Origin of the sequence: Staphylococcus sp. GDY8P126P, from assembly GCF_017891965.1 — a bacterium.
Taxonomy (GTDB): domain Bacteria; phylum Bacillota; class Bacilli; order Staphylococcales; family Staphylococcaceae; genus Staphylococcus; species Staphylococcus saprophyticus.
Genome location: NZ_JAESKG010000003.1, coordinates 533,656 through 560,017, shown reverse-complemented (window position 1 = coordinate 560,017; position 26,362 = coordinate 533,656). Strand labels below are relative to the sequence as shown.

Sequence of the window (26,362 nt, the reverse complement as noted above, 5' to 3'; positions counted from 1 at the left end):
GGTCTTTTTTATAATGACTATTATCGCATAAAATTACTCTTCTTCGTTATCTTCATTGTCCGCATTATCAATATCTTCATTCACACGGTCCATAAAGTCTTGTCGTACTTCTTGACGATCATCATCATCTGATACCTCACTATCTTCAACTTCTGTATGAATAGCGTTGCCTGGTGCATCGTCCTCTATCACAGCTTCACCTTGTTGTGAATCTTGTGCTATTTGTTCAGTTGCATCAGTATTTTCTGAATCGGAGGCAATTGCTTCAGTTTCTGTTTCAGCTTCATCTTCCTCATTTACTTTAGCTACTGTAGATACGAATTGATTTTCACCTAATTTAATCAATCTCACACCTTGTGCTGCACGGCCGTTTTGTGAAATATTCTCTACATCAATACGGATAATCACGCCAGAGTTTGTAACAACCATCAAGTCTTCTTCACCAGTCACTGATGTGATACAAACTACATTACCATTACGTTCTGTGATAGTCGCTGTTTTAATACCTTTACCACCACGGTTTGATAATCTGTAATCTTCAACTGGTGTACGTTTACCGTAACCATTTTCAGTCACGACGAGTATTTCATCATCGCTTTCGACTTTTGTAACATCTAAACCGACTACTTTATCGTCTTCTCTAAGTGTAATACCTTTCACACCGGCTGCGGTACGGCCAAGTGGACGTAAGGCAGTTTCAGGGAAGCGAATTAATGAAGCATGCGATGTACCGATTAGAATATCAGTTTCACCATCAGTTAAACGTACTGCAATCAATTCGTCATCCTGTTTGAAACTAATCGCAATTTTACCGTTTTTATTAATATGTGAGAAGTTACTTAGGGCAGAACGTTTCACTCTACCTTTTTGAGTAGCAAAGACTAAATAATCTTCTTCACTTTCTAAATCTTTAACAGCAATCATCGTACTAATCGATTCGTCATTGTCTAACTCAATTGCGTTAACTACTGGAATACCTTTAGACTGACGAGAAAGCTCTGGCACTTCGTAGCCTTTAAGTTTATAGACACGACCTTTATTCGTAAAGAATAGCACGTTGTCATGTGTACTTAACGTCACAAGTTGACTTACAAAGTCTTCTTCTAGCGTATTCATACCTTGAACACCACGACCACCACGGTGTTGTGCTCTATAAGTTGAAACTGGTAATCGTTTGATGTAGTTATTATGACTTAACGTAATCACAATTTGTTCTTCTGGAATTAGATCCTCATCTTCAATGTCATCTAAACCACCAATTTGGATTTCAGTCTTACGTTCATCACCATAACGCTCACGGACATCAATCAATTCATCACGAACAATTTGTAATAGTTTTTCTTCGTCTGCAAGGATAGATTTCAATTCTTCAATATAAGCAATTAGTTCATTATATTCAGCTTCAATCTTATCTCTTTCTAAACCAGTTAAACGTCTTAAACGCATATCTAAAATCGCTTGTGCTTGACGTTCAGATAATTTAAATTGTTCTTGTAAACTTGCCATGGCAATCTTATCGTTATCTGATTCACGAATAACTCTGATAATTTCATCAATATGATCAAGCGCAATTCTCAAACCTTCTAAGATATGTGCACGATCTAAAGCTTTTTTCAAATTATATTCGGTACGTCTTCTTACAACGACTTTTTGATGTTCTAAGTATTCAACTAAGGCATCTTTAAGTGAAATAAGTTTTGGTCTGCCATTAACTAAGGCAATCATGTTTACACCAAATGATGTTTGTAATGGTGTTTGTTTGTATAAGTTATTTAAGACAACACTCGCGTTGGCATCTTTACGGATATCGATTACTACACGGACACCTGTACGTAAACTTGTTTCATCTCGTAAGTCTGTGATACCGTCTATTTTCTTATCACGCGCTAATTCAGCAATCTTTTCTATCATACGTGCTTTGTTAACTTGGTACGGTACTTCTGTAACAACAATACGTTGACGGCCGCCACCACGTTCTTCTATTTCTGCACGAGAGCGCAATTGTATTGATCCACGACCTGTTTCAAATGCACGACGAATCCCACTCTTTCCAAGGATAATACCTGCAGTCGGGAAGTCTGGCCCTTGTATATCTTCCATCAATTCAGCAATGGTAATATCGGGATTATAACTTAAACTTAAAATACCGTTGATGACCTCTGTTAAATTATGTGGTGGAATATTTGTAGCCATACCAACAGCGATACCTGATGCACCATTAACTAATAAGTTAGGGAATCTAGCAGGTAAGACTGACGGCTCTCTTTCATTACCATCATAGTTATCGATAAAATCAATGGTATCTTTATTTAAATCTCTAAGTAATTCAAGTGTAATCTTAGACATACGTGCTTCTGTATAACGCATCGCAGCCGCACCATCGCCATCCATAGAACCAAAGTTACCTTGTCCATCAACTAAAGGATATCGATAGCTGAAGTCTTGTGCCATTCTAACCATTGCTTCATAAATTGATGAGTCACCATGTGGGTGATATTTACCCATTACGTCCCCAACAATACGCGCAGATTTCTTGTATGACTTGTCTGGTGTCATACCTTGTTCATGTAATCCATACAATATGCGTCGATGTACTGGTTTCAAACCATCTCTAACATCAGGTAAAGCACGTGAGACAATAACACTCATCGCATAGTCTAAGAACGACTCGCGCATCTCACTCGTTATATTTCGTTCATTAATTCTTGATTCAGGTAATTCAGCCATCAAGATATCCTCCTTCAAAAATTCAGTTCATCGTATTAGAAATCTAAGTTGGCATAGACTGCATTATCTTCAATAAACTGTCTACGGTTCTCTACAACGTCGCCCATTAACATTTCGAAGACTTGGTCCGCTTCAATCGCATCATCCAATGATACTTGTAACATGGCTCTATTTTCTGGATTCATGGTAGTTTCCCATAATTGATCCGCATTCATTTCACCAAGACCTTTGTAACGTGAAATCGACCATTTTGGCGTTGGTTCTAACTCAGCTTTAAGTTTTTCTAATTCACGTTCATTAAAGACATAGTATTTTTGTTTACCTTGTGTCAGTTTGAATAAAGGTGGTTGTGCAATATACACATATCCTGCTTCTAACAATGGTCTCATAAAGCGATAGAAGAATGTTAATAACAATGTTCTAATATGTGCACCATCGACATCAGCATCTGTCATAAGGACAATCTTATGATAGCGTGCTTTACTTAAATCAAATTCGCCACCAATACCCGTACCAAATGCCGTAATCATCGAACGAATCTCGTTATTATTTAAAATTCTATCTAAACGTGCTTTTTCAACGTTCAAAATTTTACCACGCAATGGTAATATAGCTTGTGTTTCTGAATCACGACCGGATTTTGTAGACCCACCGGCAGAGTCACCCTCGACGATAAAGATTTCACTACGTGATGGGTCTTTACTAGAGCAATCGGCCAATTTACCAGGTAAGCTTGATATTTCTAATGCTGATTTACGGCGTGTGACTTCACGTGCTTTTTTCGCAGCAAGACGTGCGTGCGAAGCCATGATACCTTTTTCAACTACAATACGGCCTACTTGAGGATGTTCATATAAGAAGCGCTCAAATAACTCGGAGAATAGTTTATCAACGATTTGACGTACTTCAGAGTTACCTAATTTTGTTTTTGTTTGTCCTTCAAATTGTGGATCACCGTGCTTAATTGAAACAATTGCTGTCAAACCTTCACGTGTGTCTTCACCTGAAAGTCTTTCTTTATCTTCTTTGATAATTTTACTATTTAATCCGTAACTATTAAGTACACGAGATAGCGCACGTTTGAAACCTTCCTCGTGTGTACCGCCTTCATATGTGTGAATATTATTCGCATACGTCAACAAGTTTGTTGCAAAACCTTTGTTGTATTGTAAGGCAATTTCAACTTCAATATCATCTTTCGTTTGATGCACGTAAATAGGTTCTTCATGTAAAGGCTCTTTGTTATCATTTAGCATTTCAACATAAGATTTAATACCACCTTCATAGTGATATGTGTCTTCACGAACTTCTTCACCGCGTTCATCTCTTAAAGTAATTGAAATACCTTTATTTAGGAACGCAAGCTCTCTTGTACGTTGTTGTAATGTTTCATAATGATATGTTGTCGTTTCTGTGAAAATTTCAGGATCCGCTTTAAAACGAATGACTGTACCTGTATTATCATCATCTGTTTCTTCAATGACTTTCAAGTCAAATTGAGGTACACCTTTTTTATAACCTTGATGATAAACTTTGCGGTCTTTATACACGTATACTTCAAGATCTTCTGATAACGCGTTGACTACTGATGAACCTACACCATGTAAACCACCAGAAACTTTATAACCGCCGCCACCGAATTTACCACCGGCATGTAATACAGTTAGAATAACCTCAACTGCAGGACGTCCCATTTTTTCTTGAATGCCAACAGGTATACCACGGCCATTATCCGTTACCTTAATCCAATTATCTTTTTCGATCACAACTTCAATTGTGTCGGCATAACCTGCAAGTGCTTCATCGATACTGTTATCGACAATTTCCCATACAAGATGGTGTAAACCTTTTTCTGAAGTTGAACCAATATACATACCTGGTCTTTTACGTACCGCTTCTAGACCTTCCAATACCTGAATCTGTCCAGCACCATAATCTTCCGTGTTGTTCACATCTGACACTGCTTCCACCTTCACTTTCCATTACTTTATAATTTCGCCCTGATTAATGCGATAAAGTTTAGCGTTTTTCATAATTTCATGTTCTATACCGTCTACGGATGTCGTAGTAACAAAAGTCTGCACTTTATGTTGAATAGTGCTCAATAAATGAGATTGACGTGAATCATCTAACTCACTTAATACATCATCTAGCAATAGAATTGGATACTCACCTACTTCAATATTCATTAACTCAATTTCAGCGAGTTTGATTGATAGTGCAGTAGTTCTTTGTTGACCTTGCGAGCCATAAGTCTGAGCGTCCATTCCATTCACATTAAAACCTAAATCATCTCTGTGAGGTCCGTATAAACACACACCTCGGTCTTTTTCTCGTTCCATATTGTCATTAAGTATCGTTAAGACTTCCTCTAAGCGTTCCGTCTCACTTTTATCTTTATTTTCTAGTTTAATACTAGGTAAATAGTTTAAAGACAATGTTTCACGATCATTTGTAATCCCAGAATGGATAGGTTTCGCTAGTGATTCAAGTTCATTAATAAAATGTTCACGTCTTAGCGTAATTTTGAATGCGTATTCTGCAAATTGTTGGTTTAAGACTTCAAGCATCGTGCTGTCTGTCTTTTGTCCATATTGCAGTTGCTTCAAATAATTATTCTTTTGTTTTAAAATACGTTGATACTGTGACAAATCATTTAAATATACTGCTGAGATTTGTCCAAGTTCCATATCTATAAATCTACGTCTAATCTGCGGTGATCCTTTGACAATATTTAAATCCTCAGGCGCAAACAAAACGACGTTCAAGTGCCCAATATACTGAGTCAGTCTACTTTGTTCTAAGTGATTGATTTTGACTTGTTTACCTTTTTTAGTGATGTACATCGTTAAAGGCATCTCACCATATCTATAACTAAGGTCACCCTCTATTTTAGCATAGTCGCTATCGAAACGTATGAGTTCTTTGTCATTAGACGTTCTGTGACTTTTAGCTAGTGCTAACGTATAAATAGATTCTAATAAATTAGTCTTCCCTTGAGCATTTTCACCAATCAATATATTGACATCGGGATGACAATTTAAGGAAATCGACTCATAATTACGATAATTTTGTAACTGGAGTGTCTTTAATTTCATTCTTCACCTTGATGTAATATCAAAAATGAACCGACTTCTGGTATGACAATGCTATCTCGATGATTTAATTTCTTACCGCGACGCGTTTCACGCTCATCATTGATCATGACATCAAAATCTTGTAAGAACCATTTTGCTTGTCCGCCAGATTCGATAATACCTTCTGTCTTTAGAAATTGCCCTAAAGTAATGTCTCCATCAACAATTACCTCTTCAACCAAATCAATCACTCCATTTCTTTTAAGCTCACTTATATATTATACCTTTTTTTGCGGAAAATTTCATGCAAAATACAGTGAGTAAGCGATTTCTTTTAACTTATTTTAACTATTTTTAAATAATTAGTTTCAAAGTTATTTTTAAAGTTGTTTCATATGTCATATTATATCAAAAATAAATACATTATATGGGCATTCTTTACAAATAATATTAATTTTCACTAAATACCTTAATCTGCTTAAAAATTTATGTATGATAAACGGACTATATTTATTTTGCATTTAGAGCTGTTTTAAGACACTTTTATTACTTTTAAGTATTTTCCCCCTAAGAAAATGTTCAAAATGCTTATATTTGCCCTTTAAATGTCTTTAATCATGAAATTAAGTAATAACATTAGCAAATTTCTATTTATCTCTTACTATCTGCTTTTAAACTCAGACTCTTTTTTTCAAATAAAAACAGGAACAAACCAGAAATCACTAAGATTTCAAAGGCTTGTTCCTGTTAAGTTGCACTTTTATGAGAAAAGTAATTGTATTAATCTATTTAACAATACGATTAATACGTTCTAATCGGTAAGATGAGTTGTGTAACTGAATCATCGTCTTTTGGTTTTAAAATAAATGGTTTCATTGTACCGAAAAATTCTACTTCCACTTCATCGTTATCAATGGCTTTTAAAGCATCCATCATATATTTTGAGTTGAATGAGATTTTTAAGTTGCCACCATCTACATTACTTGCTTTAACATCTTCTTTTACCGTACCAATTTCTGGTGATGTTGAAGATAATTCTACAAGTTCATTACCTGTACTTAATTTAATGACATTATTGCCGCCTTCACGTGCTAATAAAGATGCACGATCGATGGCATGATAGAATTCACCATTATCAATTCCTAATTTAATTTCGTAATTCTCTGGGAATAAACGAGATGTATCAGGATAATGACCTTCTAATAAACGTGAAATAAAGTTTACGTTACCCACTTTGAATAACACTTGATTTGAAGCAAAGAAAATATCGATGTCTTCTTCACTGTCTGACATAATCTTATTTAACTCAGATAATGCTTTACCAGGAATGATGACATTTTTATTTTCTGAGTCATCTTCTAATGCTACCTTTCTTACAGCCAAGCGGTGTGAGTCAGTGGCTGTGCATATTAATTCATTTTCTTGTATAAGCCAGTTGACACCAGTAAGCACTGGGCGTGTTTCTGAGGTGGACACTGCGAAATTAGTCTGTGCGATAACGTTTTTAAGCACTTTAACTGATAATTGGATCGCATCATCACGAGAAACTTGTGGCAATAACGGATATTGATCTGGGTCTAAACCACTTAAGTTAAATTCAGAATGTCCAGATGTAATAAGTGTTTGGAACTGTTCATTTGTAGAAAGTTTAACTTCTTTACCTGGTAATTTTTTTATAATGTCTACGAAGAAACGACCAGGAAGCACGACTGATCCAGTTTCAGCAATATCAATAATATCTTCACCATCGACTTGTTTAGGAATAGTGATTTCGATTGAGATTTCTGAATCAGAACCAGTTAGTATAACTTCGTTGTTTTTAACTTCAATTTTGATACCAGTTAAGATAGGTAATGTTGTTCTTGGTGAGATGGCCTTAAGTGTGTCATTTAATTGATTAATAAAATAATCTCTTCTTATTGTGAATTCCATCTTTATTAAACTCCTTCCAGTCGTTTATATATTAAATTATATAGGTTTTAAAACAGTAGTAATAGTAGTAGGGCTTGTGGATTAGGGGATAAGTTAATTTTAGTGAACAGTGACGTCGATTAAAGACTGTGGATAACTTGTGCACTGTGTGTATGACTTTTTAACATTATCCACAATAACGTTTATAATCCCTCTATTAACTATTCCTCAAAATACCTACGATTAATCTGTTATAGTACAGTTTATTTTATTGGTTTCTTATTTCTTTTTCTAAATTTTCAACTTCTTGTTTAAAAGTTGGATCATTTTGTATATCTTTAACTATTTTTTCATGTGCATGAATAACCGTTGTATGATCACGACCGCCAAACTCTTCACCAATTTTTGGTAATGAAAAATCGGTTAACTCACGTGATAAGTACATTGCAATTTGACGCGGATAAGCGATGGATTTTGTTCGTTTTTTAGCGCTAAAATCTTCAATTCTTACACTATAATACTGACCAACAATTTTCTGAATATCTTGTATCGTGATTTTTTTAGATTTAGGTGCTTGAATAATATCTTTAAGTGCTTCAGCTGTTAACTCAGTCGTAATGGGTTGTCCCTGTAATTTTGAAAATGCTAAGACACGTGTTAATGCACCTTCAAGTTCACGAATATTAGACTGAATTTGATTGGCGATGTAAGTAAGCGCCTCAGTTGGAATGTTAAGATTTTCTTCGCCAATTTTCTTCTGTAAAATCGCCATTCTTGTTTCATAATCAGGCGGCGTAATATCTACGATTAATCCCCATTCGAAACGTGAACGTAAACGATCTTCTAGTTTAGCAATTTCTTTTGGAGGTCGATCACTAGAAATTACAATTTGCTTATTTGCTTGATGTAATTCATTAAATGTATGGAAAAATTCTTCTTGAGTCTGTTCTTTATTTTGAATAAATTGAATATCATCAATTAATAAAACGTCGATATTACGGTATTTTTCCCTAAAACGTTCAGTTTTATTATCACGAATAGACTTAATAAATTCATTTGTAAATTTTTCACTAGACGTATAAATAACTTTAGCGTCTGGATTGTTATCCAATACATAATGACCAATCGCATGCATTAGATGGGTCTTACCTAAACCAACACCCCCATAAATAAATAATGGATTATACGCTTTAGCTGGTGCTTCTGCCACTGCAAGACTTGCAGCATGAGGGAATCTATTACCTGGTCCAATGACAAATGTTTCAAACGTATTATGTGTATTGAACTGTTCACCGCCAATGACAGCTTCATTAACGCCTGGCGTATACTTTTTGGCTGGTTGTTCTGGTTGATTTTCTTCTTTTTGCTCACTTGTATGTAAGCTTTTTAGCTCTTCTTCAGTATAAAAGACTGGTGCTATCTCATGACCAATTGCTTCATATAAAGCAGCTTTAATAATTTCTGCGTAATTCATCTTTAACCAATTAGCAACAAAATCGTCATCAGTAACTACAATCGCTTGCTTATTCTGCAGTTTAAACAATTTTGTATCTTTAAGAAATGTTTGGTAGCTTGCACTACTTACTTTTTCTTGAGCCAAGGTTAGAACTTTTTCCCATATTTCTTGTTCTGACATAATAACAAACTCCAACTTTCGTAAATTTTAAAGTTATACACAAAAACAACAGGTACAAATAAAAAGAATCACAGGCTGTTGATAATTATCCACAAGTTACGCACAATCAGTGGATAACTATTACCTAACTTTGATTTATACACAGGCTTTTGTTGTATAATTTATTAATTTAAACCCTGTAGCAATCAATATCTACATAACTTATCCACATAATTATACTTTTTAACAACAACCTCTGTCAAATGGGTGTGAATATGTTCTTAAATGCTGAGGAACTCTGTGAATAACATTATACTTATCCACAAATTTGAGGTATAGCGTTGTGTACAAGTGGATAACTTTGAGCAATAGACAGTATACCAAATTTTAAGGTGTTTGTGGGTTTGGGAAATAATTTATAAAGATTGTATGAAAAATGTATAACACAAAATGGATAAATGCAGGGGTGCTGCAAAAGGGGAGTATTTACATAGACAGAAGCACTTTTGGAGTGAAACATAGTAAATGCTTGATTGTAATATAATAAAGGAAGTGTATGATGTAACTCATATATTTTAAATCAGTCACTTAAATTGAGACTTGCTTTATAAAATAGATTTTGTTATATTGTAGTAGTTGCTTGAATTATGACTAGAAATTAATAACAGTTAAATCAAGACTTGAAGCAGAAGCGTATATTAATTTATCTATTATAATAGTATAGAACCGAATAAAGATGGAGGTGTTTTTGCATGGTAAAACGTACTTATCAACCAAATAAACGTAAACATAGTAAAGTTCATGGTTTCAGAAAACGCATGAGCACAAAAAATGGTCGTAAAGTGTTGGCGCGTCGTCGTCGTAAAGGCCGTAAAGTATTATCAGCATAAGATCACTGACTCATCAGTGGTCTTTTTTTTGGTTTTAGTGAAGTAAAATTGCTAAAAATTACGTAGATTTCTACTATTAATTTATGATAACGAATGAATAGAACGAAACATAAGGTTCGTTGGTATATGTATTGAAAAGATATGATAAGTGAGTGATGCTTGGTGGAGAAAGCTTACCGAATAAAAAAAAATAGTGATTTCCAGTTTATTTATAAGAAAGGGAAATCGGTTGCAAATAGACAATTTGTAATATATACGCAACCTAATAAAGCGTTGAATCATTTTCGCTTAGGTATTAGTGTTTCTAAAAAGTTAGGTAATGCAGTCGTAAGAAATAGAATTAAACGTGCCATTCGCGAAAATTTTAAAATCCATAAAGAAGATATCTTACCAATGGATATTATTGTGATAGCGAGGCAACCAGCAAAAGATATGGACACATTACAAATACAAGCGAGTTTGGAACATGTACTCAAAATAGCAAAGGTATTTAATAAGCGTGTTTAAGTAGGGAAGGGGAAGAAAGATGTTAGACAACCGTAAGTCTTACCTCAGACAAACCGAAGAATAACTTTTACGAAATGGTAAACAAGATACTCGCTTTTTAATAGGAAACTATTTACAATATTATAATGATAAAAATGAAGTCGAAAAGGAGGCGAGATGGATGATGGATTTAGATACGATAACGAGTATATCCACACCAATGGGTGAAGGTGCAATTGGTATTGTACGTTTATCAGGTGTAGATGCTGTAGATATTGCAGATAAACTTTATAAAGGTAAAGAAAGACTTGAAGATGTAACGTCTCACACAATTAACTATGGTCATATTATTGATCCTGAATCGAACGAAGTGGTGGAAGAAGTTATGGTTTCCGTACTACGTGCACCAAAGACGTTCACACGTGAAGATATTGTCGAAATTAACTGTCATGGTGGTATTTTAACAATTAATAGAATACTAGAATTGACGATGACCTATGGGGCCCGTATGGCTGATCCAGGTGAATATACAAAACGTGCTTTCTTAAATGGCAGAATAGATTTATCTCAAGCAGAAGCGGTGATGGATTTTATTCGTTCTAAAACCGATCGTGCGTCTAAAGTTGCAATGAATCAAATAGAAGGTCGTTTAAGTGATATGATAAAACGACAGCGACAATCCATTCTCGAAATCCTTGCTCAAGTCGAAGTGAACATAGATTACCCAGAATATGATGATGTCGAAGATGCGACTACAGAGGTATTATTAGGGAAATCAAATGAAATTAAAACAGAAATTAATAAATTACTCGATACAGGTACACAAGGGAAGATTATGAGAGAAGGGCTTTCTACGGTTATCGTTGGTAAGCCTAATGTCGGTAAATCATCGATGCTCAATAACCTCATTCAAGATAATAAAGCCATTGTGACTGAAGTGCCTGGTACTACAAGAGATACTTTAGAAGAATATGTCAATGTCCGTGGTGTACCATTAAGACTTGTCGATACAGCAGGTATACGTGAAACAGAAGATATCGTCGAACGTATTGGTGTAGAGCGATCAAGAAAAGCGTTAGGCGAAGCGGATTTAATACTATTTGTACTTAATTATAATGAAAGATTAACAGATGAAGATCGTAAGCTGTATGAAGTGATTAAGAATGAAGATGCGATTGTTATTGTTAATAAGATGGATTTAGACAAGCATTTAGATCTTGATGAAGTCAAAGATATGATTGGCGATATGCCATTGATTCAGACATCGATGCTCAAACAAGAAGGCATTGATCAATTAGAAATTCAAATTAGAGATTTATTCTTTGGTGGCGATGTTCAAAACCAAGATATGACTTATGTTTCTAATTCAAGACATATTTCATTATTGAAACAAGCAAGAAATACCATTCAAGATGCAATAGATGCAGCAGAATCAGGTGTACCGATGGATATGGTACAAATCGACTTAACAAGAACATGGGAAATTTTAGGTGAGATTATCGGTGAATCTGCAAGTGATGAATTAATTGACCAGTTATTTAGTCAATTCTGTTTAGGAAAATAATAAGGAGGAAATAATAATGGCTCAAGAATATGATGTGATAGTAATAGGAGCCGGACATGCTGGTATTGAAGCTGGATTAGCTTCAGCACGTCGTGGTGCCAAAACGTTAATGTTGACGATTAACCTAGATAATATTGCTTTTATGCCGTGTAACCCATCAGTGGGTGGTCCAGCAAAAGGTATTGTCGTACGTGAAATCGATGCATTAGGTGGTCAAATGGCGAAAACCATTGATAAAACGCATATTCAAATGCGTATGTTAAATACTGGTAAAGGTCCAGCAGTAAGAGCGTTACGTGCTCAAGCAGATAAAGTCTTGTATCAACAAGAAATGAAAAAAGTAATTGAAGATGAAGAAAACCTTGATATCATGCAAGGTATGGTAGATGACCTCATTATTGAAGATGATGTCATTAAAGGTGTAAGAACAAATATCGGTACAGAATACTGGTCAGAGGCAGTTATTATTACAACAGGTACATTTTTACGTGGTGAAATCATTTTAGGTAACATGAAGTATTCAAGTGGTCCAAACCATCAATTACCTTCAATCTCTCTAGCTGATAACTTAAGAGGATTAGGTTTTGAAGTCGTTAGATTTAAAACAGGTACACCACCACGTGTAAATGCCAAAACGATTGATTATTCTAAAACGGAAATCCAACCTGGTGATGATGTTGGAAGAGCCTTCAGCTTTGAAACAACAGAATATATTTTAGATCAATTGCCATGTTGGTTAACTTATACAAATGGTGATACACACCAAGTGATTGATGATAACTTACATTTATCAGCTATGTATTCAGGTATGATCAAAGGTACTGGTCCAAGATATTGCCCATCCATTGAAGATAAATTTGTAAGATTCAATGACAAACCACGCCATCAACTATTCTTAGAACCAGAAGGTAGAAATACAAACGAAGTTTATGTCCAAGGTCTATCAACAAGTTTACCTGAACATGTGCAACGTCAAATGTTAGAAACGATTCCTGGTTTAGAAAAAGCAGATATGATGCGTGCAGGCTATGCCATCGAGTATGATGCGTTAGTTCCAACACAATTATGGCCAACACTTGAAACTAAAAAAATCAAAAACTTATACACTGCTGGCCAAATTAATGGGACATCAGGTTATGAAGAAGCGGCTGGACAAGGTATCATGGCTGGTATCAATGCAGCAGCACGTGTTCAAGGTAAAGATGAAGTTATCTTAAGTCGTTCAGATGCCTATATTGGTGTATTAATTGATGATTTAATTACCAAAGGTACAAACGAACCTTATCGTTTATTAACTTCTCGTGCTGAATACCGTCTATTATTAAGACATGACAACGCTGATTTACGTCTAACAGACTTAGGTTATGAATTAGGTATGATTTCAGAGGAACGCTATGCACGTTTTAATGAAAAACGCGCTATGATTAAAGCAGAACAAGAACGTCTAAATGGCATTCGCGTCAAACCAAACGACCGTGTGCAAGAGATTATTGAGGCTCAAGGCGGGTCTCGTTTGAAAGACGGTATCCTTGCTTTAGAATTATTACGTCGTCCTGAAATGACATACGATTTAATTCTAGAAATTTTAGATGAATCACATCAATTGCCTTCAGACGTTGAAGAACAAGTTGAAATTCAAACTAAATATGAAGGTTATATCAATAAATCTTTACAACAAGTTGAAAAAGTTAAACGTATGGAAGAGAAGAAAATTCCAGAAGATCTAGATTATAGTAAGGTAGATAGTTTAGCGACTGAAGCACGTGAGAAATTAGCAGAAGTTAAGCCGCTCAATATTGCACAAGCTTCACGTATATCTGGTGTCAATCCAGCCGATATTTCAATTTTACTTGTATATCTTGAACAAGGTAAAATCCAAAGGGTGAATAACTAAGATGAGTGTAGCATGGTTAACACAGCAACTGAGTACACATGGAATAGAACTTTCAGATAAACAACAACAACAGTTTCAAACGTATTATCAAATGCTTGTTGAATGGAATGAAAAAATGAATTTAACAAGTATTACTGAAGAACATGAAGTATATTTGAAGCATTTTTATGATTCAATTGCGACAAGTTTTTATACGAATTTAACTAAAGAATTAACGATATGTGACGTGGGTGCTGGTGCTGGTTTTCCTAGCATTCCTTTGAAAATCATTTTTCCGAATTTGAAAGTTACAATTGTAGATTCACTGAATAAACGCATTCACTTTTTAAATCAATTAGCGGAAGCTTTAGAGTTAGACAATGTGAGTTTTGTACATGATCGTGCCGAAACTTATGGTAAGGGAGACTACAGGGCGTCTTACGATATCGTTACAGCACGTGCAGTTGCTAGACTTTCTGTATTAAGTGAGCTATGCTTACCATTAGTTAAAAAAGGTGGTCACTTCATAGCACTGAAATCGTCTAAAGGTGAAGAAGAATTGGAAGAAGCACGTTTCGGTATTGGCGTATTAGGTGGTAAAGTACTTGATACAATTTCATATGAACTACCTGAAGATGCAGGTGAAAGACAGATGATTATCATAGACAAACGTAGTCAAACACCTAAGAAATATCCTAGAAAACCAGGAACACCAAATAAATCACCGTTACTTGAAAAATAGTAAAATTCAATACAATTAATTTAGAGGGAGCGCATAGTAAATGAAAAAACCTTTTTCTAAATTATTTGGTTTAAAGAACAAAGATGACATCGTTGGTTATATTGAAGAGGATTATAATAATAGCGTTGAATCTATTCATACGGAACGTATTGTGCCAAACCGTTATCAACCAAGACAAGTATTTGAGCCAAATAAGATTAAAGAACTCGCAGAATCTATAGAAGAACATGGTTTGTTACAACCGATTGTCGTACGTCCAATTGAAGAGGATATGTTTGAGATTATAGCAGGTGAACGTAGATTTAGAGCTTTACAGAGCCTAAGTAAAACGCACGCTGATGTAATTATTAGATATTTAGATGATGAGGAAACTGCTGTAGTCGCACTCATTGAAAATATTCAACGTGAAAATTTATCTGTTGTTGAAGAAGCCGAAGCTTATAAAAAGTTACTAGAAATCGGGGATACCACACAGAGCGAATTAGCTAAAAGTGTCGGTAAAAGTCAGAGCTTTATTGCTAATAAACTTCGTTTATTAAAATTGGCGCCTAAAGTATTGGAACGTTTACGTGAAAGTAAAATTACGGAACGCCATGCGCGCGCGATGCTCAGTTTATCAGAAGAAGATCAAGAAATATTAGTTGAAACGGTTATAAGTCAAAAATTAAATGTAAAACAAACAGAAGCACGCGTGAAACAAAAGATAGGCCCTGAAAAAGTAAAAGCACAAAGATTTGAATTTGAAAAAGATTTAACTGATGCGCGTGAAGCGGTTGGTAAAAGTTTAGATTCTATCGAAAAAAGCGGTATTAAATATGAGCATCAAGCCAAAGATTATGATGATTATTATGAAATTAAAATAAAATTATTTAAACATTAATAGTGATAGAGGTTTACCTATGATAAGACGAGGTAAGCCTCTATTTTTTGTACTAAAATATATGATTAGGTATTAATTAAGGTTTAATAAAATCAAAAATACATATTTATAAAATTAGAATAAAAAACAAATGTAATATTGTGAAATTTTACCATTTATGATTAAATTAAGAAAACGCTTTCAAGTTATCTAAGGGGGAATGGTAACATGATTACTTTTATTGTAGCTATTATTTTATTGGTGGTGGGTTATTTCACTTATGGAAAATACATAGACAAAATGTTTGGACCAAATAAAGAGCGACCCACACCAGCGTATGATCAAAGAGATGATGTTGATTATTTACCAATGAAAACGCGATCTAACTCGCTTATACAATTGTTAAATATCGCAGGTGTTGGACCTATATTTGGACCTATTATGGGAGCACTTTATGGACCCATAGCATTTATTTGGATTGTTGTAGGCTGTATCTTTGCAGGGGCAGTACATGATTATCTGACCGGTATGATTTCAATTAGAAATAAAGGGGCGCACTTACCAGAACTTGCAGGGAAATTTTTAGGTCAAGTGATGAAGCACTTTGTTAATATATTTTCTATTTTATTATTACTCTTAACAGGAACTGTATTTGTGACTAGTCCGGCACTTCTATTACATAATTTAATGGATGGACGCATTGCACTGGGTATTATTATTTTTGTTATATTTGTGTATTATATATTATCTACAATTTTACCTATAGATAAGATCATTGGTAGAATTTATCCAGTGTTTGGCGCATTATTATTAGTGAGTGCGGTAGGTATAGGTTTCCGTCTTATTCAAACAGGGGCACCTATTCCAGAACTAAATTTTAGTAATATGCATCCTGATGGGGCGCCAGTATTTCCATTACTATTCTTTACAATAACTTGTGGTGCATTGTCTGGATTTCATGCGACACAGACACCGATTATTTCTAGAACAACAAATAAAGAACAGAATGGTAGATTCATCTTTTACGGTATGATGATTGCGGAAGGTATCATAGCAATGATTTGGGCTGCAGCGGGTATGAGTTTATTTAATGGCTATAATGGTTTGAATGATGTCTTAGCACGTGGTGAAGCTGCATTAGTAGTGAGCCAGGCATCACATCTATTACTGGGCTCTGTATTCGGTACGATCGCCGTGTTAGGTGTTATCATTTTACCAATCACTAGCGGGGATACGTCTTTCAGAAGCGCTAGAATGATTATTGCAGATTATTTAAACTATGGTCAGCGAAATATTGTTAAACGTATTATTGTAGCAGTGCCATTGTTCGTTATTAGCTTTGGTCTTACACAAGTTGATTTCACGATTCTATGGAGATATTTCTCTTGGGCAAATCAAACAACAGCGGTTGTTGCACTATGGGTAGGTGCGATGTATCTATTGATTGCGAAAAAGAATTTCTGGGTGGCAGCAATTCCAGCTGTGCTTATGACATGGAATATTTTTACTTATATTTTAAGTCAGAAAATTGGATTGGGTTTAGACCTCAATTTAAGTTATATCATAGCCTTTGTGCTAACGATTTTATGGGTAGCTTATTTCAGTTATCAATACAAAAAAATCACAGCAGGTGCTAAATTTGAATTGGATTATCAAATACCTTATAAGCAACAACAAACAACATAATATTATATTAAAGGATAGGGGCTTGCTAATATAACAAGTTTCCTATCCTTTGGTATGTCTAAAAGGTAGTATTGATTCCCTGTGACAACAGTATGTAAAAATATTTAAGCATGGCAAAATGATGCAGATGTCAACGAACTTTGATAGTCTTATATTGAAAATCATCATAATCTCTACTTAAAGGAGCAGAACAATGAATTTAGGACATCAAATTAAATATTATCGGCAACGCGATCATTTATCTCAAGAAAGTTTAGCTGAAAAATTATATGTTTCACGACAAACAATTTCTAATTGGGAGAATGATAAAAGCTATCCAGATATTCATAATTTATTGATGCTAAGTTCATTGTTTGATGTTTCTTTAGATGACTTAGTCAAAGGAGACGTGGAGATTATGGAGCGTAAGTTGAAAGAAAGCAGATTTAATCTATCCTCGCATTTAATGATATGGCCGATGTTGATAGCAGGAATATTAATTGGACCTGCGATGTATTACTGGGGAGCATTTGGTTTAATACTAGAAATATTATTATTAGGTACTGGTATTATTGCATCATTTAAGGTAGAGCGTTTTAAGAAATCATATCAAATACAAACCTATGATCGTATCGTAGCTTTTATGAATGGAAAGGAACCAAATGAAGTACATTCATCTAATTTAAGAAATTTAATTACTTCGATATATAGTTTCGTATTAGTCGTGGGTATTTTTATCGCAGTTGTATTAATTAGTATATATCTATTTAAGCCATAAGTATGATATAAAACATGTGGATGATAGTTCGATTTTTAAAAATTAGAAATTTCTCCTTGAGGTTGACGTAACGTAAGGGTGTAACGTGTTATTTGTCAGGAGGTGAATTATGGAATATACCGTAAGTCAATTAGCTAAACTATCAGGTGTAAGTCCTCGCACATTGCGCTATTATGATCAAATTGGATTGCTTAAACCAGATAGAATCAATTCATCAGGATACCGGATATATGGCAAAGAACAAGTAGACATGCTTCAACAAATTATATTCTATCGAGAGTTGGATGTAAGTATTGAAGAAATAAAGAACATCGTTCAACAACCTGGATTTGATCAAGTAACTGCTTTAGAAAATCATTTTCAAAATTTAAAACAAAAGCGTGCACACCTCGACAAAATTATAGAAACCGTTGAAAAAACCATTGCGTATACGAGAGGAGAAATTAATATGCAAGATAAAGAAAAATTTGAAGGATTGAAAGTACAAGCAATTCAAGAAAACGAACGTGAATATGGTACTGAAATCAGAGTAAAATACGGGGATAAGTCTGTAGATGAAAGTAATGCAAAATTTAAAGATATGACTGAAGCGGAATATAATGAATGGCGTAAATTAAAGAATGAAATTATTGAGTTATTACCCAAAGCATATCAAACCGGCGATCCATCATCTGAAGTTGCGCAAATGTTAGCTGCGAAGCATAAAGCATGGTTAATGTATACATGGTCTGATTATACTAAAGAAGCACATTCAGTTTTAGCTGAAATGTACGTGGCTGATGAACGATTTTCTAGATATTATGATAAATATGTAGAAGGTGGTGCTCAATTTTTAAGAGATGCCATAATCGCTTTTGTTAAGAAATAAAGATAGATAAGACGGCGGGGTGTCTTAGATAATATCTTTTGAGCTATAGATTATATATTAATTAAGAAGTTAGACAACACAACGTTGTTTAGCTTCTTTTTATTATTTCGGGATGGTAAAAGTAGGGAGTTAATCAATTTTAAGTTTATAGTTTTTGGTAGTAAAAGTGTTGGAAATGAGGCATTCTTTAATATGCTTCAACGTAGTTTAAGTAGGTACGCTGATACATTAGCAGGTGGTATAATAATAGAGTCGCCTTAACTTCCGGCGGGCGATATTTTCGGCGGGAGGAGGTGTTTAATATGCTTATGATCTTCGTTCACATCATTGCACCAGTCATTAGTGCCTGTGCAGTTGCGTATTTTACTTATTGGCTTAGTAGTAAACGCAATAAATAGAAGGCGACGTTAAGCGGCATCAAAAAATCCCCTCACTACCGCAAATAGTGAGGGAATTGGTGCTTATATGCATATAACCTTCGTTAATTGAATTATAACATCATAGTGCGTAGGAATGCAAAATCGAAATTGTGAAATATAAATATTTAATATAAAGGGAATGGGATAGTAGAAATATATACTTAACTATTTAAGTGAAAGATTTTATATAACCTTTATAAGCGTAATAAAAACACATGCAATATTATGCATGTGTTTTAATTTTTTATTGACTTTATACTTAAAAAAACGAATGTGTATGATATATCACCAATTAATAAGACCTGAATATAATTTATATGATTTAACAGCATTTTTGTTTTGTTTGTCTTCACTATTTGAACATGCTGCAGCTAAGAGGAGTGTAGAAATTAGTATGGCAATAACTTTAATTGCATTTTTCAATTGATTCCCTTCTTTCTAATTGTATAAATATAGTTTACGTTAATTGATAATAGTTATCAATTGAATGTTTTAAATATAAATTAAAAATATTCCGTAAAAAATATAAAACACCAAGTTTAATGGGTATTATTATATTGAAAAGTTGAGTTATTTTAATAATTTATATAAATAAAAAAGGTACGGCAGACATATGGCTATCTGCTGTACCTCTTTTTAAATTTCTATTTAATTGTTATGCCGAAAGTCATTTAAAGTTCACTTTTTCACTGGTGTGACAACCTTCTTTTATACCACAAGACGTACACTTACCGGCTTTTGATTTTTTCAAGAACCTAGTGAGCGCATAAATCGTGTAACTGAAAATAGCCAAAATAATGAAGATGTTGATGATTAATGTCATAAAATCACTTCCTTACATAAATAGATGACCGATTTGATAGAATACCAGTGTCAAAACGTAGGCAGTAATCAGTGGATAGGCGACTGCGAAGACGGTCCATTTTATAGAATAGGTTTCTTTACGAATCGTTGCGACCGTGGATAAGCACGGAATATACAATAGAATGAAAATCATAAATGCATACGCTGATAAAGGCGTAAACTGGTGTTGAATAATATTAACTAATCCGGATTCATCAGATGCATAGATAATGGCCATTGAACTTACGATGACTTCTTTAGCAAGGAAACCAGGTATTAAAGTTGCGCCTGCTTGCCATGTACCGAAGCCTGATGGGGCGACTAAAATGGCAAAGAAGCTACCAATTGAATGTAAAAAGCTATCATCTACATCGACATTGAACCCACCCGGGCCAGTATAATTGAGTAACCAAATGACAACAGAACCAGCGAAGATAAAGGTACCGGCTTTTTTAACGAATCCTTTAGCTTTTTCCCAAGTACTTCTCCAAAGTGTTTTACCTGATGGCATTCGATATGTTGGTAACTCGACAATAAATATCGAATCATCATTTTTCATTACTGTTTTAGTAATCAGTACACTGGTAGCCAAGGCAACCACGATACCTAATACGTATAGGCTAAGGACGATAAGGGCTTGATGTTGTTCGAAGAATACACCAACAAATAATGCATAGACGGGTAAGCGCGCAGAACATGACATGAAAGGTGCGATTAAAATGGTTGTGAGACGTTCTTTTTCACTTTCAATACTACGCGCTGCCATAATGCTCGGCACATTACAACCAAAGCCAATAATCATGGGAATGAAAGATTTACCACTTAAGCCAAAGACTTCCATAATACGATCCATGAGCACAGCGATACGTGCCATATAACCTGAGTCTTCAAGTAAAGAAATAAAGAAGAACAGCACTAAAATTTGTGGTACGAATACAATAACCGCACCTACACCAGCGATAATGCCATCCGTAATTAAATCTTGTAAAAATGGAAATAATCCTATGTTATCCATGACGGATTTAACTGTATCGGTGAGTGTACCACCTATGAATTCGTCGATTTGGTCTGATAGGGGTGTACCAACCCATGTAAATGTAATTTGAAATATCAGCCACATAATGCCTAGAAATATTGGAATACCTAAAATTTTATGAGTTAAAATTTTATCTAAGCGTGAAGAGAAATATTGACGGTCTTCGTCTGGATAAGTGATAGCACCTTCTAATAAATGGTCTATATAAGCGTTACGTTTTTGTTGGATTGTTTCTCTAATAGATAGCGTTAATGGAGCGGCTAATTGTTGACGTATAGGGGCTATGATATCTATTAAATTTGTTTCAAGGAGGTCTAGCACTTTGGGATTGTCTAACAAGAATTGAATGGCGATAAATCGATAAAGGTGTGATTCAAAGGTACAATGTTGTTTTAAATGTTGCATTATTTTAGTGATTGCTGCTTCAATATTAGCACCATAATCAATATGTAAAGGACGATGGTTAGATAGACGATGATCTTTTAAAGCATTTAATAATTGTTGTGTGCCTTTACCATTTCTTGCAATGATAGGCAGCAAAGGTAATTTTAATTTTTTAATCAATGCACTTTGATCAATATGAATGCCTCGTTTTGCAGCGACGTCTACCATATTTAACCCGATAATCATTGGTGCGCCTAATTCCATTAACTGTACCGTAAGTTGCAAGTTACGTTTTAATTGACTGGCATCTACGATATTGATCATGCCAGAAAAAGATTCGTTTAATAAATAGTCAGTCACTACGGTTTCATCTTTGGAAATCGGCGATAATTCATAAATACCAGGTAAGTCTATAAGATTCCCAGCATTTGATTTAAGACGTCCGACCTTCTTCTCTACCGTTACACCGCTCCAGTTACCAACGTATTCGTATGTACCAGTGAGTGCATTAAATAATGATGTTTTTCCTACATTAGGATTTCCAATAATACAGTAATGATTAGCCATGAGATTCCTCTAAGAAAATCTGACATGCGTCACAACCACGAATACTTAAATTTTGACCATTCATTTCTAAAATGTAGGGTCCCTTAAATAAACATTTTTGTTTGATTTTTATCTTGGTTCCATGAGTTAAACCTAATGCATGGAGACGCTGAAGCATGTGCTTGTTTCTAATTTTTAAATCAGTTACTGTGTAATTTTTTTCTAAAACGCCAGTCTTTAAATTCAACATATACATCACTCTTTCACAATAATAATCATTATCAATTATATAATTAGGTTTAGTGCAATAGAAGTGGTATAAATATTAAATTTATGAACATTTTGTTAAACTTTATTGCTGTATGCATACAACTTTAACGTGGATAATGATATTAAAAAAAGGGTATAGAAAAGTGAGCAAAGAGATTGTATTTACTTATATGTAATATTACACTATAGATACTATCGAAATATGAAACAATAATGTTTTACCTTGAATGTGTACATGACTATACATAATGATTAACGGCAACTAGGTGATTTGATCTCAATCCAATAAGTAGCAGATGTGATAAAAATGAAGTTGATGTTTGTCAAATGCACATGAATGTTAGGAGGGATTCAAATGGCTATCCGTGAAAATAAACGTATTAAAGTAAAAAGAGTAAACGAAACACGTTCAAATGGTATTTCTGTCATGATTGAAGAAGGTGGATTGGGAGCCGATCAATACTATCAGATAGAAAAGCAAAATGCGAAGACCTCAGAAGAACATTTGCATCAATTTGAACATGAAGTCAGCGAGAAAAGCGACGTAGAATTGGTTGATTTATTAATTATTAATGCACAAGAAAGTACAAATCGTGAATATAATGAAGCATTAAAAGTGATACAGTTAGAAGTGTTACAACGCATGAAGCATTAATCGTATAGTGTACTGTATGATCTGCTGAAATAGAATACCAATAAACTTTGGAATGAAGTAACGATACGCTAAAGTTTATTGGTATTTTTTTAATGTTAAAATAAACGCGTATGAAGTATAACCTACAAGTCTATTGTAAATTCAAAGAATTAGGGTGAACACATGTATAATCCTCAAATCAAAACATTTATTAAAGTTGCTGATTTAGGAAGTTTTAATTAATTACAGAATGAATAGCATCTTTTTTCAAAGACAACTTAGAATTGAAAATAACGGAGAGGGACAAAAATCCAATTTTCTAATAGAGATTTTGTAGTCCTACCTATGCAATCAAGGCAAGGATGACTAGAATTGAAAAAAGCTTGATACAAAGGTATTTTTAATTCAGTCATCTACTGCTTAATTGAAAAAGAGCCTTAGACATCATTAAATGTCTAAGGCTCTTTTATGAGGAAAAATGAGTATACTATCCGTTGAATTCTAAAGGATTTGGTCCAATTCTATGATCTTGATTTAACGCATCGATGCGTGCGATTTGTGCTTGCGTTAATGAAAAATCAAATATATTTATATTTTCTTCGATTCTATGTGGTGTGACTGATTTAGGTATAGTCACCACACCATGCTCAATATTCCATCTGATAACGACTTGAGCTGGGGATTTTCCAATTTCATCAGCGATTGCGACGATTGTCTCATCTGTAAGAATTTCAGCATTCATTAAAGGAGACCAAGATTCCATTTGAATAGATTCAGAAGCAAGATAATCTCTTAATGATTGTTGTATAAGGTATGGATGGAATTCCACTTGATCGATGACCGGTTTGATAGAAGTATGTGCTTTTAAAGTTTCAAGGTGTTCAATATCAAAGTTACTGACACCAATATTTTTTACTTTTCCATCATTATATAATGCTTCCATGCCTTCCCATGTTTTTATCATTAGCGACTGATCAGTACCTGGCCAATGAATAAGATAAAGGTCTAAGTAATCTAAACCTAAAAGTTTTAATGAAGTTTCATAACCTACTTGAACGTTATCTTTACCGTAGTGGTCTAACCATAATTTTGATGTGATAAACAAATCTTCTCTTTGAATACCAGCTTCAAGGATACCTTCTTGAATGCCCTGACCGACCATTTCTTCATTACCGTATACGAAAGCAGCATCAATACTACGGTAGCCACTAACAATTGCATGTTTAACAGCATCCTTTGCCGTATCATTATTTTCCACTCTAAAAACGCCTAAACCTAGTTGAGGCATCGTATGTCCATTATTAAATGTTGTATATTGCATCAAAAAACTCCTTTTTATCTAAATTCGTAATATGACGATAATTATTATTTTAAAGGGCATACTTTAAAAAAGTAAGTACGCACTTTAAAGTACCCGTGCAATAGATAATGCCAAGAAAATAAGTGATGTAAAAAAGTCCCTGAATATAAGGTGGGTGATTAACGGATAACTTTGTAAAATATATGAAAATACAATAAAAGTTAATTCTTTCTTCAATAGCATATACATCAGATTCAAAAATCATTATACTTAAAAACATGTTTGTTTTAAAAATAGCAAGGAGAAGTAAAAAATGAATCTTATACAAAGCTTATTACGAAAAGAAGATGTATCTCGATATCAAAATAAAGATGCGCATCTAGAACGTACACTCCGTGTAAAAGACTTTTTAGCGCTAGGTGTAGGGACAATTGTTTCTACAGCGATTTTTACACTGCCTGGTGTTGTATCAGCAGATCATACGGGGCCATCTGTCAGCTTATCCTTTTTAGTGGCGGCGATTGTTGCTGCAATGGTCGCATTTGTCTATGCTGAAATGGCAACGGTAATGCCTTTTGCGGGTTCTGCATATACTTGGATTAGTATTTTATTTGGAGAGTTCTTTGGATGGATTGTTGGATGGGCATTAATTGCTGAATATCTGATTGCCGTATCCTTCGTTGCTTCAGGTTTTTCTGCTAATTTAAGAGGGCTGTTAGACCCCTTCCATATTTCATTACCGAATTCACTTTCTAACTCATTGGGTACGGATGGCGGTATCTTAGATTTGATAGCAGCAGTCGTCATTGTTATTACTGCCTTGTTATTATCTCGTGGAACTTCTGAAACAGCACGTGTTCAAAATATATTAGTAGTACTTAAAGTACTCGCGATTTTTTTATTTATTATTGTAGGGGTATCAGTGATAGATCTTGGAAATTATGTTCCGTTTATACCTGAATATAAAGAAACTGCAGCAGGTGCATTTGGAGGATGGCAAGGTATTTATGCTGGAAGTTCAGTCATCTTCGTAGCATATATCGGTTTTGATTCAATAGCAGCTAATTCTGGTGAAGCGATTAATCCACAGAAAACAATGCCAAGAGGTATACTAGGTTCGCTACTGATTGCCGTAACGCTCTTTATTGTTGTAGCTCTTGTGCTAGTCGGTATGTTTGACTATAGTTCATATAAAAATAATGCAGAGCCAGTTGGTTGGGCATTACGTACAAGTGGTTATGGTACGATTGCTGTCACTGTTCAAGCCATTTCAGTTATTGGTATGTTTACTGCCTTAATCGGTATGATGTTGGCTGGTTCCCGTTTATTATATTCATTTGGTCGGGATGGTATCCTTCCGTCTTGGCTTGGAAAATTAAACAATAAAAATCTACCGAACCGTGCATTGATTGTACTTTCTATTGTTGCTGTAGTTATTGGTGCAGTCTTTCCGTTTGGTTTCCTTGCACAATTAATTTCTGCAGGTGCTTTGGTAGCATTTATGTTCGTTACGGTTGGTATCTATGCCTTACGTAAGAGAGAAGGAAAAGATTTGCCAATGCCAGCATTTAAACTACCATTTTATCCAATCATGCCAATCATTATCTTTGTGTGTGTATTCGCTGTATTTTGGGGCTTAAGTGGACAAGCTAAGCTCTATACATTGATTTGGTTTATCATTGGTATTGTGTATTATCTATTTTATCTAGTGAAAACGAATCGACAGCAAAAATAAGTAGTTCAAATAAAAATAAAATGATTCAATTGAGCAATAGCATTCACAGTAATTAACATTGAAGTTGCTATTGGTAGTGTAAGTTGAGTGATATTATAACCTTTATCTATAAGGCCCCTCGTTAATTTAGTTTAGTAGTA

At 34.4% G+C, this 26,362-nt stretch carries 23 protein-coding genes; 12 read left to right on the top strand and 11 right to left on the bottom strand.

Translation table 11 applies throughout. The annotated features are described in order from the left end of the window. Positions 1 to 33 precede the first annotated feature (33 nt). The 6 genes from gyrA to dnaA form a co-directional block, all read right to left on the bottom strand. The gene (gene gyrA, locus KA893_RS07905) at positions 34 to 2,727 is read right to left on the bottom strand and encodes a DNA gyrase subunit A (RefSeq protein WP_002481967.1); all 2,694 of its coding nucleotides are present in this window, start codon (positions 2,725 to 2,727) and stop codon (positions 34 to 36) included. A 35-nt stretch (positions 2,728 to 2,762) separates the two neighbouring features. Beyond that, positions 2,763 to 4,697 (bottom strand): DNA topoisomerase (ATP-hydrolyzing) subunit B, encoded by a 1,935-nt coding sequence (gyrB, locus tag KA893_RS07900; RefSeq protein WP_174543737.1) that lies wholly within the window; start codon positions 4,695 to 4,697, stop codon positions 2,763 to 2,765. A 12-nt stretch (positions 4,698 to 4,709) separates the two neighbouring features. Next, positions 4,710 to 5,825 (bottom strand): DNA replication/repair protein RecF, encoded by a 1,116-nt coding sequence (gene recF, locus KA893_RS07895; RefSeq protein WP_002481965.1) that lies wholly within the window; start codon positions 5,823 to 5,825, stop codon positions 4,710 to 4,712. Next, on the bottom strand, positions 5,822 to 6,055 hold the full coding sequence (gene yaaA, locus KA893_RS07890; RefSeq protein WP_171914394.1) for a S4 domain-containing protein YaaA: 234 nt from the start codon (positions 6,053 to 6,055) through the stop codon (positions 5,822 to 5,824). The genes recF and yaaA overlap by 4 nt, the downstream gene beginning before the upstream one ends. Before the next feature lie 550 nt (positions 6,056 to 6,605). Continuing rightward, positions 6,606 to 7,736, bottom strand: a complete 1,131-nt coding sequence (gene dnaN, locus KA893_RS07885) for a DNA polymerase III subunit beta (protein ID WP_041080283.1) — start codon at positions 7,734 to 7,736, stop codon at positions 6,606 to 6,608. Between the two features lie 247 nt (positions 7,737 to 7,983). Then, positions 7,984 to 9,351 (bottom strand): chromosomal replication initiator protein DnaA, encoded by a 1,368-nt coding sequence (dnaA, locus tag KA893_RS07880; protein ID WP_210125670.1) that lies wholly within the window; start codon positions 9,349 to 9,351, stop codon positions 7,984 to 7,986. Between the two features lie 731 nt (positions 9,352 to 10,082). Here dnaA and rpmH point away from each other — a divergent pair. From rpmH to KA893_RS07830, 10 genes are all read left to right on the top strand, one after another. After that, on the top strand, positions 10,083 to 10,220 hold the full coding sequence (gene rpmH / locus KA893_RS07875; protein ID WP_000240855.1) for a 50S ribosomal protein L34: 138 nt from the start codon (positions 10,083 to 10,085) through the stop codon (positions 10,218 to 10,220). A gap of 159 nt (positions 10,221 to 10,379) precedes the next feature. Continuing rightward, positions 10,380 to 10,727, top strand: coding sequence for a ribonuclease P protein component (gene rnpA, locus KA893_RS07870; RefSeq protein WP_011304029.1), 348 nt, complete (start codon positions 10,380 to 10,382; stop codon positions 10,725 to 10,727). A 163-nt stretch (positions 10,728 to 10,890) separates the two neighbouring features. Beyond that, positions 10,891 to 12,270 carry a tRNA uridine-5-carboxymethylaminomethyl(34) synthesis GTPase MnmE gene (mnmE, locus tag KA893_RS07865; RefSeq protein ID WP_100217365.1) on the top strand — a complete coding sequence of 460 codons (1,380 nt, stop codon included), beginning with the start codon at positions 10,891 to 10,893 and terminating at the stop codon, positions 12,268 to 12,270. Between the two features lie 16 nt (positions 12,271 to 12,286). Next, entirely contained in the window at positions 12,287 to 14,164 is a 1,878-nt protein-coding gene (gene mnmG, locus KA893_RS07860; protein WP_041080284.1) for a tRNA uridine-5-carboxymethylaminomethyl(34) synthesis enzyme MnmG, read from the top strand. Position 14,165: 1 nt separating this feature from the next. Beyond that, positions 14,166 to 14,885, top strand: coding sequence for a 16S rRNA (guanine(527)-N(7))-methyltransferase RsmG (gene rsmG / locus KA893_RS07855; protein WP_002481958.1), 720 nt, complete (start codon positions 14,166 to 14,168; stop codon positions 14,883 to 14,885). Between the two features lie 40 nt (positions 14,886 to 14,925). Continuing rightward, the gene (locus tag KA893_RS07850; protein WP_002481957.1) at positions 14,926 to 15,765 is read left to right on the top strand and encodes a ParB/RepB/Spo0J family partition protein; all 840 of its coding nucleotides are present in this window, start codon (positions 14,926 to 14,928) and stop codon (positions 15,763 to 15,765) included. Between the two features lie 207 nt (positions 15,766 to 15,972). Continuing rightward, positions 15,973 to 17,430, top strand: a complete 1,458-nt coding sequence (locus KA893_RS07845; protein WP_210125668.1) for a carbon starvation CstA family protein — start codon at positions 15,973 to 15,975, stop codon at positions 17,428 to 17,430. A gap of 193 nt (positions 17,431 to 17,623) precedes the next feature. Further along, positions 17,624 to 18,187, top strand: a complete 564-nt coding sequence (locus tag KA893_RS07840; RefSeq protein WP_002484368.1) for a helix-turn-helix transcriptional regulator — start codon at positions 17,624 to 17,626, stop codon at positions 18,185 to 18,187. Between the two features lie 109 nt (positions 18,188 to 18,296). Continuing rightward, positions 18,297 to 19,055: a MerR family transcriptional regulator gene (locus tag KA893_RS07835; RefSeq protein ID WP_041080286.1), complete on the top strand. Its 759-nt coding sequence runs from the start codon at positions 18,297 to 18,299 to the stop codon at positions 19,053 to 19,055. Between the two features lie 302 nt (positions 19,056 to 19,357). Further along, positions 19,358 to 19,453, top strand: a complete 96-nt coding sequence (locus KA893_RS07830) for a type I toxin-antitoxin system Fst family toxin (RefSeq protein WP_115338749.1) — start codon at positions 19,358 to 19,360, stop codon at positions 19,451 to 19,453. Between the two features lie 306 nt (positions 19,454 to 19,759). On the opposite strand, the gene KA893_RS07825 is transcribed toward KA893_RS07830, so the two are convergent. The 4 genes from KA893_RS07825 to KA893_RS07810 form a co-directional block, all read right to left on the bottom strand. After that, the gene (locus KA893_RS07825) at positions 19,760 to 19,897 is read right to left on the bottom strand and encodes a hypothetical protein (protein WP_181877476.1); all 138 of its coding nucleotides are present in this window, start codon (positions 19,895 to 19,897) and stop codon (positions 19,760 to 19,762) included. 244 nt (positions 19,898 to 20,141) lie between these two features. After that, complete coding sequence (locus KA893_RS07820) at positions 20,142 to 20,297, bottom strand: FeoB-associated Cys-rich membrane protein (RefSeq protein WP_080773297.1); 156 nt, start codon at positions 20,295 to 20,297, stop codon at positions 20,142 to 20,144. A gap of 12 nt (positions 20,298 to 20,309) precedes the next feature. After that, a complete protein-coding gene (gene feoB / locus KA893_RS07815) occupies positions 20,310 to 22,304 on the bottom strand; it encodes a ferrous iron transport protein B (RefSeq protein WP_115338748.1) in 1,995 nt (664 codons plus the stop codon). Beyond that, entirely contained in the window at positions 22,297 to 22,533 is a 237-nt protein-coding gene (locus KA893_RS07810; RefSeq protein ID WP_115338747.1) for a FeoA family protein, read from the bottom strand. Before KA893_RS07810 ends, feoB begins: the two co-directional genes overlap by 8 nt. A gap of 375 nt (positions 22,534 to 22,908) precedes the next feature. On the opposite strand from KA893_RS07810, the gene KA893_RS07805 reads away from it, so the two are divergent. After that, positions 22,909 to 23,208, top strand: a complete 300-nt coding sequence (locus KA893_RS07805; protein ID WP_011304021.1) for a hypothetical protein — start codon at positions 22,909 to 22,911, stop codon at positions 23,206 to 23,208. A gap of 466 nt (positions 23,209 to 23,674) precedes the next feature. Here the strand turns inward: KA893_RS07805 and KA893_RS07800 are convergent, their stop codons facing one another. After that, the gene (locus KA893_RS07800) at positions 23,675 to 24,508 is read right to left on the bottom strand and encodes an aldo/keto reductase (protein ID WP_041080289.1); all 834 of its coding nucleotides are present in this window, start codon (positions 24,506 to 24,508) and stop codon (positions 23,675 to 23,677) included. Between the two features lie 292 nt (positions 24,509 to 24,800). On the opposite strand from KA893_RS07800, the gene KA893_RS07795 reads away from it, so the two are divergent. Continuing rightward, complete coding sequence (locus KA893_RS07795; protein ID WP_194376047.1) at positions 24,801 to 26,222, top strand: APC family permease; 1,422 nt, start codon at positions 24,801 to 24,803, stop codon at positions 26,220 to 26,222. Positions 26,223 to 26,362 lie beyond the last annotated feature (140 nt).